Source organism: Candidatus Dormiibacterota bacterium (assembly GCA_035544955.1).
Classification (GTDB): Bacteria; Chloroflexota; Dormibacteria; order CF-121; family CF-121; genus CF-13.
On record DASZZN010000013.1, the window covers coordinates 1 to 11,123 of the forward strand.

Annotated in this window: 9 protein-coding genes; 3 read left to right on the forward strand and 6 right to left on the reverse strand. The window is 61.4% G+C overall.

Features of this window, described 5'->3' with window-relative positions:
• Positions 1-1,077 precede the first annotated feature (1,077 nt).
• The 6 genes from VHK65_05195 to VHK65_05220 form a co-directional block, all read right to left on the reverse strand.
• Positions 1,078-2,718 carry an AMP-binding protein gene (locus VHK65_05195; GenBank protein HVS05546.1) on the reverse strand — a complete coding sequence of 547 codons (1,641 nt, stop codon included), beginning with the start codon at positions 2,716-2,718 and terminating at the stop codon, positions 1,078-1,080.
• Between the two features lie 126 nt (positions 2,719-2,844).
• Entirely contained in the window at positions 2,845-4,041 is a 1,197-nt protein-coding gene (locus VHK65_05200) for a serine hydrolase domain-containing protein (protein HVS05547.1), read from the reverse strand.
• 40 nt (positions 4,042-4,081) lie between these two features.
• Positions 4,082-4,864, reverse strand: coding sequence for an ATP-binding cassette domain-containing protein (locus VHK65_05205; protein ID HVS05548.1), 783 nt, complete (start codon positions 4,862-4,864; stop codon positions 4,082-4,084).
• 10 nt (positions 4,865-4,874) lie between these two features.
• A complete protein-coding gene (locus VHK65_05210; GenBank protein ID HVS05549.1) occupies positions 4,875-5,939 on the reverse strand; it encodes an ABC transporter permease in 1,065 nt (354 codons plus the stop codon).
• Positions 5,940-6,007: 68 nt separating this feature from the next.
• Positions 6,008-6,895 carry a substrate-binding domain-containing protein gene (locus VHK65_05215; protein ID HVS05550.1) on the reverse strand — a complete coding sequence of 296 codons (888 nt, stop codon included), beginning with the start codon at positions 6,893-6,895 and terminating at the stop codon, positions 6,008-6,010.
• Between the two features lie 394 nt (positions 6,896-7,289).
• On the reverse strand, positions 7,290-8,363 hold the full coding sequence (locus VHK65_05220) for a LacI family DNA-binding transcriptional regulator (GenBank protein HVS05551.1): 1,074 nt from the start codon (positions 8,361-8,363) through the stop codon (positions 7,290-7,292).
• Between the two features lie 66 nt (positions 8,364-8,429).
• Between VHK65_05220 and VHK65_05225 the strand changes: the two genes are divergently transcribed.
• From VHK65_05225 to VHK65_05235, 3 genes are all read left to right on the forward strand, one after another.
• Entirely contained in the window at positions 8,430-9,425 is a 996-nt protein-coding gene (locus VHK65_05225) for a Gfo/Idh/MocA family oxidoreductase (protein HVS05552.1), read from the forward strand.
• Positions 9,422-10,321, forward strand: a complete 900-nt coding sequence (locus VHK65_05230; GenBank protein HVS05553.1) for a TIM barrel protein — start codon at positions 9,422-9,424, stop codon at positions 10,319-10,321. Before VHK65_05225 ends, VHK65_05230 begins: the two co-directional genes overlap by 4 nt.
• Before the next feature lie 93 nt (positions 10,322-10,414).
• On the forward strand, positions 10,415-11,123 hold a 709-nt coding region (locus VHK65_05235; GenBank protein ID HVS05554.1), incomplete at its 3' end, for an aldehyde dehydrogenase family protein.

Genomic DNA, 11,123 nt, shown 5'->3' on the forward strand with positions numbered 1-11,123 from the left:
CAGAACGCTGGTGACGAGATGGCAGCTCCGGGTTAGCTAGGGCAGCCAGAGCGCAGGGCGTCTGACAGGACTCCCCGTCATCGTGCTTGCCGCGTGCCTTGCTGGGCCTGTCGGGCTTGGGCTGGCGGTCCTCGCCTGGATCTTGATCGACGCCCCCAGGCGCCGTAGGCGACACGGCGGACCCCCATTGTCCGATGGTCAGCCGACAGCGGGCGAGTACGCTGCGCGGTTCGAACAGCTCGAGAACGACATCCTGGGACATCGATGATTGCTAGTAGCAGCCCACCAGAAATTGCGCCTTGTCGAGTTTCGATATCTGGCAGCAGAGAGCTGCGGTTGCTGGTCCTCCCGCTGAATCTGGACCCACCGCTGGATCACAGCTGGATCACAGATTCGCGGCACAAGGCGGGTCTAGGAGGACACGGACGGGCACGGAGGAGCGGCAATCTGAGTTCAGACGGACCCCCACGGAGCGGGCGGGACACGCGAGGGCACATCATTAAGACGGTTCGGGACCGTGAGGACGAGGGTTCAAATCCCTCGCCCCCGACCAAATTTGTATTCAAAACCGGCGATTTCTGGCGTCGTCCAGAGCCGACGGGGCACAGCCGGGGCACAGATTCTCCAGGAACTCGGCGGCTGAGCCCGTCCTAAGGTTTCCGCGGACCGCAGATTGAACTCGCTGACGGCAATTTCACAGCCGATATATCAGCGCGCGCACGGCCCCAGGACCGTGCGTCACATCTCTTCGAAAACCCAAGGCTGCGGCTTACACTGCGACCCACGGGTCTGGACCGTGCGGCATGGCTACTGCGCTCGCGACCAGCCCAGCGTCATCACGAAACTCTGCACACGCTTGCGGTCCGGCTTCTTGAAGGTGCCGCCGTCGACCTGGCCCGACGTCCGGACGGAGTCTCACAGCGGACCGCTGCGTTCTCCTTGGCCAGGGCCCGGAACGGATGCATGAACTCCTTGAGGATGGTGCGACCACCGCGGTAACCCAGCTCGCGAATCTCGTCCTAGAGGACCTCGGCGTTGTTCACCGGATCCCTGGAAGCCTGGCCGATTTCTACGTTGCTATGCGGTGTGGACCCCCGCGGCTTTCGCCAGGCCGAGCTCCTCGATCGCTATCTCGCGCATCTTGAACTTCTGGACCTTGCCGGTGACGGTCATCGGAAACCCGTCGACGAACTTCCAGTGGCGCGGGATCTTGTAGGTCGCGACCTTGCCCTTGCACCAGGCCGCCAGCGCATCGCCACTCGCCGAGGCGCCTTCCCGCAGCTTGACCCAGGCCATGACCTCCTCGCCGTACTTCTCCGAGGGCACGCCGATGACCTGCACGTCAGCGATGTCTGGGTGCGAGTAGAGGAACTCCTCCACCTCGCGCGGGTAGATGTTCTCGCCGCCGCGGATGATCATGTCCTTGATGCGGCCGACGATGTTGACGTAGCCCTCGTCGTCCATCGTCGCGAGGTCGCCCGTGTGCATCCAGCGCGCTGGATCGATGGCCTCCCGCGTCGCCTCCTCGTTGTTCCAGTAACCGCGCATGACGATGTAGCCGCGGCTGCACAGCTCGCCGGCCGTGCCGCGCGGCACGACGGCCCCGGTCGCCGGATCGACGACCTTGATCTCGACGTGCGGGTGCACGCGGCCCACCGTGGAGACGCGCCGCTCGAGCGGATCGTCGGTGTTGCACTGAGTCGACACCGGCGACGTCTCCGTCATCCCGTAGGCGATCGTCATCTCCGGGATGTGCATGACGGTCTGGACCTTCTTCATGACCTCCACCGGGCACGGCGAGCCGGCCATGATCCCGGTCCGCAACGAGCTGAAGTCGAACTCGTTGAAGCGCGGATTCTCGAGCTCGCCGATGAACATCGTCGGCACGCCGTAGAGGGACGTGCAGCGTTCCTGCTGCACCGTCTGCATCGTCGCCACCGGGTCGTAGGCCTCGGCGGGGACGACCATCGTCGCGCCGTGCGTGGTGCACGCGAGGTTGCCCAGGACCATGCCGAAGCAGTGGTAGAACGGCACCGGGATGCAGACCCGGTCCCGCTCGGTGTACTCGAGCGTCTCGCCGATGAAGTACCCGTTGTTGAGGATGTTGTGGTGGGTGAGGGTCGCGCCCTTGGGGAATCCGGTCGTGCCCGAGGTGTACTGGATGTTGATCGGGTCGTCGAACTGCAGCGTCGATTCGAGCTCGTGCAGGTCACGCTCGGTGACCTTCGCGGCGTCGCGCTTCAGCGCCTCCCAGCCATCCTCGAGCACGAGCGCCTCGCGCAGCGACGGGCAGCGACCCGTGACCTCGGCGAGCATTGCCCGATAGTCGGCCTGGCGAAATCCCGCGGCCAGGATGAGGAAGCTGATCCCGGACTGGTTGAGCGCGTATTCGAGCTCTGACGTGCGGTACGCGGGGTTGATGTTGACGAGGATGGCGCCGATCGCGGCCGTCGCGTACTGCACGATCACCCACTCATACCGATTGGGCGACCATATGCCGACGCGGTCGCCTTTCTTTACGGCGCGCGCGATCAAGCCGCGGGCAACCTCCTCGCACTGGGCGACGAGATCGCGGTAGGAGGCGCGATAGCTCTGGTGGGAGACGACGAGCGCCTCGTTGTCGCCGAAACGCTCCGCAGTGCGCCGCAGGTTGTGGAAAATCGGCTCGCCCAGAAGCGGCTTGTCGCTGGCGCCGTGAACGTAGCTCAGCTCGTTCATGTGAGACTCCTAGCTAAATGCCACGCCCGCGGGATTTGTCGGAAAACTTGCACGACTAGGCCTCCTTGAAAAATGGCGTGCCCCCTGAAGAATTGGATGAATCTCATCCACATCCGAATAAGGTCGTCAAAGACAGTCGCATGCGGCGCTGATCAATTCATCGGTCGCCGGGTCGCTTCCCAGCAGCGGCGGGACAAGGCTGGTGATGTATCCAAATGCGAGTCCTGACTCGCGATCGCCAAACCCAAGAGCGCCACCGGCGCCGTCGTGACCGAACGATGTTGGTCCCGCAAACGGAATCCGTGCGAATGGCAGATAGAAACCGAGTCCAAAGCGATTTTCCTCAACGGTAATGAGATCTAAGCCTGCAGCTTGAACCTCGCACGCTGCTGATAGCGTTGCGTCGTCGAGCAAACGGACCCCATCAACGTCGTTCATGCAAGCGGCATACATGCGGGCTAGCGCCCTGGCAGTGCTGATGCCGTTGGCTGCTGGAAGCTCAACGGCGTGAACTTCACGAGTGTCGAAGTCTGTCGGATTGATAACGATGTTTGCCTTCGATACGACTGAACTAGGGTCTTGACGAGCTGTGGCAGCTGCGGCGAGGACTTCAGTCCCGCTCCGGTCACCCATCTGAACCGGTATCACTCGGGCTTCGAGGTCCTCTGGAAGTCCGATCCAGAACTCGAGTCCGAGCGGCGCTGCAACTTCGCTCGCGAAGAACTGGGCGATCGACCGGCCTGTGGACCGACGTACAACTTCGTCGACCAATGGACCGATGGTTAATCCGTGGTAACCATGTGCTTTACCCGGTTCCCAGAATGGAGTCTGGGCCGCCAATTCTTCCGTGGCTCGTCTTCCTGCCGCGTATTCGATGACTGGTAGCTGCGAGCTGACAGCCGGGACGCCTGCTTGATGGGTAAGCAGCCAGCGGATGAGCACACGATCTTTGCCGCCTGCTGCGAACTCGGGCCAAACCGACGCCACGGGAGCGTCCAGATCCAATTGGCCGCGTTGGACCAGCATGTTGGCACAAACTGCCAGGGCTCCTTTGGTAGCAGAGAAGAGCAACTGGAGACTATCTGACCGGTAGCTTCCGCCCCAGAGGTCCACAACGCATTCATCTCCAACGTAGATGGAGAGCGCCGCGCCGGCGCCACGTCTTGCGCGAACCACAGACCTGAAAACTGTGTTAACGGGCTCGAAATCGCGATGTGTGTATCCGGAAACGGATTTGTCGTGCACATTCGTCCCGGGCTGCTGGGAGAGTCTATTCATTGTTTTGCCCTCGTCGCCACAACCCGCGGTACAGGCTCGGACCATTCATTGAGACGACTGCTCGAGTCCCATCTCAATGGCTTCCCTACTGGTCCTCGAGTTCCATCTCGAGCGAGTGCAGTTGCTTGCCGCCAGCCATGAGATCGAGCACTTCCTCTCTCTTCTTTTCCCCACGATTGAAATGTGCTGCGATCGATCCACGAATCAGAACGATGAACTCGTCCCCCACCGTCAGCGCGTGGTGGGCGTTGTGAGTTATGAACACGATCGCAATGCCCTTGGCCCGCAACTGCTGGACCAGCCTAAGCACCACAGCTGCTTCGTTGACTCCCAGCGCTGAGGTCGGTTCGTCGAGTATTAAGAGTCGAGCACCGAAGAAGAGCGCCCGCCCAATAGCCAGTGCCTGCTGCTCTCCTCCGGACATGCTGCCAACCAACTGATGGGGATTCGCGACCCGTGTTAGTCCCATCGACCGGGCCTCGCTCAACGCGATCTGCTCCGCCCGGCGCATATCGATCCGTTTGAAGGGCCCCCAGCCCGTCAGCGGTTCGCGACCCACGAAGAAATTGCGCACAACTGACATCAGAGGGAATAGGCCAACGTCCTGGTGCACGGTGGCAATGCCAAGCTCTTGAGCATTGCGAGGCGACGCAAACGTAACCTGTTTGCCGTCCACCCGCACCGCGCCACTCGACGGGGAATAGACCCCCGACATGATCTTGATAAGAGTCGACTTTCCCGCTCCGTTGTCCCCTAGGAGGCATAGGACCTTGCCGGCATACACCGAAACAGTTACGTCGCGCAGGGCCGCTATTGAACCAAAGCTTTTCGAAACCGATGTCAGTTCCATGACTGGCAAGGTGGTCATGATTCGTCGCTTACTCCGGCTTTAGGGCCGACACTGCAAGCCTACGTAGGGTGTTATTCGTGAGCACGGTCAGGATAAGCAACGATCCAGTGACGCCTTGCGCCCAGTCAGTATTCCATCCCGTGTAGAAGAGCCCGGCGTCCGCGACGCCGTAGATGGCAGTTCCAAGCGCGACGCCAAGCATCGTGCCGTACCCGCCGGTTAGCAAGACACCGCCAATCACCACAACGATTGGCGCTTGGAAGACATATCCCTGACCGCCGACGGCGTCACCCGTGTTGTATTGGACTGCCTGGGAGACACCGACAAGAGTTGCGGCAAGGGCCGTGCACACGAATAAGATGATCTTGACCCTCGATGTCATGACTCCTGCTCTTCGAGCTCGTTCCGCGTCCCCGCCAGTGGCAAGAATCCAATTGCCGAAGCGTGTGTACCGGAGCACCCATGCGGCTATCACGAGGATCAGCACCCACCACAGTATCGAAATACCAAACGACTTCCACTGAGACGAGAACAGCTGCGACAACAAGCCGCTTGTGTAGACCGTTATGGTCGTCGTGTTCGCGAGCTGACGGGACAAGGTGAGTGCCAATGCGGCCACCACCAAGTTGGTGCCGAGCGTGACGATGAATGAGGGCAGACCTGTTCGAGTGACCAAAAGCCCGTTGCAGACGCCGATCGCTATGGCGAAGAGAAACGCAAAGCCGACCGCCAGCGGCAGGGGCTGATTGAGGGCGCCGGCAATCACGCCAACCGAAATCGATCCCGCACCCACCATGGATCCGATCGATAAATCGAATTCACCGGCGATCATGAGCATGCCAACGGGCACGGCAATGATGCCAAGGTACGCTGCGGTATCTAGCCATCCTGCGGTAGCGTCCAGCGTGAGTAACCTGCCGGAGCTTGTAATGGAAAAGAAGCCATAGATCAAGATCGCCGCGGCCGCAGCACCAAACTCGGGCGCTCTAACGAGACGCGAAATTACGCTGGGATTACCGAGCCTCTGTTCAGGATCGACAGAGGCTGAATCGCCCGGCTCGCCTAGCGAAGTGACCATCGGTCGCTCCTCCATGTACATCGCGTCGGCCTGGGCGACCCTGGCCGTTCAAGGCGGCCGGGGTCGCTTCGCACTCAATTGCCCTAGCGGGCACCGCGACTACCGGGGTACTGCTGCTGCACGGCGAGCGCCTTGTCAACATTCTCCTTCGAAATCACCAAGCCGGAGGTGGCTATTGGCTGGGTCGGGTAAATGCCGTACTTGAGGTATTGAAATGCAATCTCGAGCGACAAGAAGCCCTGCAGATACGCCTGCTGATCCATGTCGAATGAGATGTCACCGCTCTTGACCGCCTGCAAGACGGCGGTCGATACATCGGTCGTGCCCAATTTAATCTGACCTGTCTTGCCGATTGCCTTGATGGCAGCCTGTGCGTCAGTCGCGATTCCCGATCCCAGGGTCAATACACCATCGGTTTCTGGATGGGCTGTCAGAAAGCCCTGGATGTCTTGCTGAACAGCCGCGGGGTTTCCGCTGTCTGCCGTAGGGATGTTGAGTACTGTGCTGGTCCCGCCCGCCTGAGACAGCGTCATCTGGGCACCCTGGCAACGCTGGTTGAGCTGTGGGTTGCCCGCGACGTGGTTCACACAGACAAGATGGTGAACACCGGCTTTGGCTGCGAAGGTACCGGCGGCTTCGCCGGTCACCAAAGCGTTCTCTCCCACGTATGTGAGCGCGCCAACGTTTTGCCAGGAGTCTGCGCCTGAGTTGACGATAACGACCGGAATCCCGGCGTCAACAGCCTGCTTGATGAGTGGGTCGAACGCAGACGGAACGAAGTCTCCCACGACCATGGCAGCGGGATGACGGCCAATCGATTCCTGTAGCAGCCTTGTATAGTCGGCTACCACATTCTTTTCGTCTGTAGCGGCCACGTACTGGTAGTTGATACCCAGCGCCTTGGCGGCGTCGTCGCTCCCAAGCTTGATAGCACCGAAGAAAGGGTCTGAGAGGGGACCATTGATGTCCAAGATCAAACCGCCGGCGGGACCCGATGTCGGAGGCGACGACGATCCAGAACATGCCGACACCGCTAGCCCTATCAACACCGTCGCAGCCAGCCAACCGAGGTAACCCGGGCATCGAGCGTCCCTCTTACGCATCAAAGTCCTCCCGTTCTTGTGTCAAGCGAATTACCTGTGGTGTGTGAGCGCATATCGGCGGCCGAGGTCCGGTGACCAACGTCCACGAAAGCCCCAACCTGGTTTGGGTCTCTCCGGGAACGTTCCCGCGTAGTCTATTCGCTTTGGAACGAAAGTCAAGGGCTGCTGCAATTGACGTACTGGTCGCAGGGGCGTGGTTAGGTTCGCGACCCGCCTTCTCCTGCCCTAATGCATCAATGAGAACTCGGGGAGCTGAGTCTCTTTACTCCCCAGTGTGTCGTTTGGAAACTCCCTTCGGGCGCGGCGGGCCTGTCGTGGAGCGGACGACAAGTTGCGGCGTGAGAACGCGGCGGCGGGCCGGTGCGCCCGGTGTTTCGATCCTGTGGATCACGGCCCTGACCGCGATCTCCCCGATCTGGCTTCGAGGCTGATGGATTGTCGTTAGAGAGATGTGTCGCATCGCCGCAAGCGCAGTGTTGTCGTAGCCCATCAGCGAAACGTCATCCGGGACTCTCAGCCGAGCCTCGTTGACGGCGTTCAGCGCGCCCACAGCGGACTGATCGTTGCATGCGAATATTGCGGTCGGAAGGCGGCGCCCATCGAGCAGGATGCGTGCACCTTCGTATCCGCCGCTCTCAGTAAAGTCCCCTGGCGCGATGCGAATATGCGAACTCAGGCCAAGCTCGGCCATCGCTGCCTCGTATCCAGCTTTCCGCTCGGCCGCGCCGGCCCCCCGGCCACCGTCGATTAGGGCGATGTCGCGGTGACCAAGGCTGGCGAGATGTTTAACCGCCATCTCGGCACCCCTTACGTCGTCATCGACTACCACATCGACACCGCGGATGTGCAGGTCGCTGCCGACGACGGCAATGGGAATGATCCGCGATGCCGCTCTAACTGCCTCCGATGGCATACGAGGCCCGGCTAGGACGATACCGTCCGCCCGGAGCTCCAGCAGCTGCTCCAGCGCCCGCTCTTCAGCCACTGGGTCGCGATTGCCAGTTGTGATAAGCGCCCGGTAACCCAGCTTCTCGGCTGCGGCATACAGTCCGTCGAGAATCTCCGCGAAGAAGATATTGTGCAGATCCGACACCACAACCCCGACGTTGTAGGTGCGACGCTGGACTAGGCTCCTAGCGACCGCATTGGCGCGATAACCGAGTTCCTCCGCCGCCGACAAGACCGCGACGCGGCTAGCCGGGCTCACTGATGTCTCGCCCCGTATGACGCGAGAGACGACCGACTTGGAAACGCCGGCGCGGGCGGCAACATCGATAATTGTCGGAGCCCGCGACGTGGCCGTAGCTAGCCCTCTCGTCCCCGTCATCCTTGACATCGCTTATTGGCCGCCTATACTACTGGGAACGTTCCCGTCAGCCGAAGAGGGGTGGCATATATAGCGGTGCATGTAGGGATCATCGGCGCGGGCAGAATCGGAACTTTTCATGCGAGTACCCTTCAAGCGAACAAGCTTGTTGACCGACTGACGATAACCGACGCAGACCTTGGGCGTGCCTCCAGGCTCGCGCAACAGCTTGGAGCTGACTTTGCTGAAACGCCATCCGCCCTGTTGGATGTAGGGATTGACGCTGTCGTGATCGCAGCCGCCACACCCGCCCATGCCGACCTTCTGCACCTAGCGGTAGATGCTGGCTGCCCTGCGTTTTGCGAGAAGCCGATCGCCCTCGATCTCGCGGCTACGGATGCAGTCATTGAACATGTCGGCCGGGCCGGGGCCTTGGTACAGATCGGGTTTCAACGGCGCTTCGATTCCGGTTATCGTGCGGCCAGGGAGGCGGTCACCTCCGGTGCCGTGGGTCAGGTGCATCTCGTCCGTATGGCAACCCACGACCCTGCCCCTCCGCCAGAGGCTTACGTCGCTGAATCAGGCGGCATTTGGCTCGATCTGGCCATCCACGACTTCGATATCGGTTCGTGGGTTCTCGGTCGCAAGGTTGTTCAGGTCTATGCCGATGGCCAGGCCCATGATGGTATGTTCGCGCGACACCTCGACGTCGATGCCGCATGCGCGGTGCTCCGCTACGAGGGAGGCGAGCTCGGGGTGTTTAGTGCAGCGCGGAACGATCCTCGCGGATATGACGTCCGAATGGAGGTCTTTGGCTTGCGCGACAGCCTGACCGTCGGCACCAATGGGCGGACTCCACTGCGTTCAGTCGAGCCCGGGGCGGAGAATCCATCTGAGAGCGGATACCGCGACTTCATGGATCGCTTCAAGAACGCATACCGAGCTGAATTGGATGCGTTCCTGTCGGCTGTGAAGCAGGGCAGCGAGAGTCCCTGCCCGGCGACCGCTGCAAGGGAGGCGTTTGTCGTCGCCCTTGCTGCAGAGCGCTCCCAACGTGAGCACCGGCCGGTGCGGATCGAGGAGATCGGATGAAGGTCGCTGCGGCCCCGATTTCGTGGGGAGTCAGCGAACTTCCTGCTTGGGGATACCGTATGACAGCGGACCGGGTGTTGGAAGAGATGAAAGTCGTCGGGTTCGAGGCAACTGAACTCGGACCGCCAGGTTACCTGCCGGACGACCCGCAAATCTGCCGCGAATTACTGGATCGGCATGGACTCCACCTCGTCGGCGGCTTTCTCGCCACGATCCTTCACGAGCCGAGAACGCTTAGCGACGTCGTTACACGGGCGAGGACTCTGGCCGCGGCTGGCGCCGAGAGACTGGTCCTTGCGGCTGCTCTGGCCGGCAACACGTACGACAGCCATCACCAGCTTTCACCCGAGTCATGGCGAGTACTGAGCGAGAACTTGTCGGCCGCTCAGAGCATCGCCGAAGCCTATGGTCTGAGCGTTTCGTTCCATCCCCATGTCGGGACCGCCATCGAAAGCGATGAGCAGGTCTCCCAATTGCTGGCAAGAACCGATATCAGCCTTTGCCTGGACACGGGGCACTTGGTGCTCGGCGGCATTGATCCCATTGACCTGGCGGCCGACGCAGGTTCACGGATTAATCATGTCCACCTCAAAGATCTGAATCTCAAGGTCGCCACCAGGCTTCGCGCTGATGAACTCACGTACGCCGATGCGGTTAGAGAGGGTCTGTATCAGCCACTCGGTCAGGGCGGTCTCGACATCGACGCGATATTGAGTCGACTCAGCGACGTCGGATATGAAGGCTGGTTTGTACTCGAGCAGGACACAGCGCTTACTGCAGAGCCCGAACCGGGATCCGGACCGGCCACTAACGTGCGGCTGAGTCTTGATTACTTTCGTGGCATCACGAGCGCCAACAACACGATCGCTACATCGAATGGTGGTTCGAAGCTATGAATCGAGTATGGATGGTCGTTCGAGTGGTCGCCACGCTTCTGGCGGCGATCGCGAGATGAAGCAGATAGCCGAACAGCTCGCCCAAGAGGTGCAATGATCAAGAACCTCGTCGCTGCCGAGTGGCGTTCGCCCGCCGACGGGGTGGCGACCCTGCCCGTATACAACCCGGCCACAGGAGAGGTGATCGAACAAGTCCCTCTCTCAGGCGAGCGCGACGTCCACGCGGCCGTGGCCGCCGCCGCCGCTGCTTTCCCTGCCTGGTCTCGGACCCCCCTCATGGAGCGCGTGCGGTTGATGTTCCGCTACAAGGCAACGCTCGAGGAGCACTTCGAGGAGCTCGCCGCGATCGTGACCAGGCATCACGGGAAGACGCTCGAGGAGTCGCGCGGCGAGGTCCGTCGCGGCATCGAGGTCGTCGACTTCGCGTGCGGCGCGCCCACGCTGCTCCAGGGCCGGACCCTCCGCGACGTCTCCAGCGGCGTCGACCAGGACCTTTACCGCTACCCGCTCGGCGTCTGCGCGGGCATCCCGCCCTTCAACTTCCCGGTGATGATCCCGCTCTGGATGTTCCCGCTCGCGGTCGTCGCGGGCAACACGTTCGTACTCAAACCGTCAGAGCGAACGCCACTTGGCGCCCAGCGGCTCGCCGAGCTGTTTCTCGAAGCGGGCTTCCCCGAAGGCATCTTGAACGTCGTCCACGGAGCGCGCGAGGCGGTGGACGCACTGCTCCGTCACCCCCTGGTCTCGGCGATCTCCTTCGTCGGCTCGGCGCCGGTCGCGAAGTACGTTTATGAGACAGCGG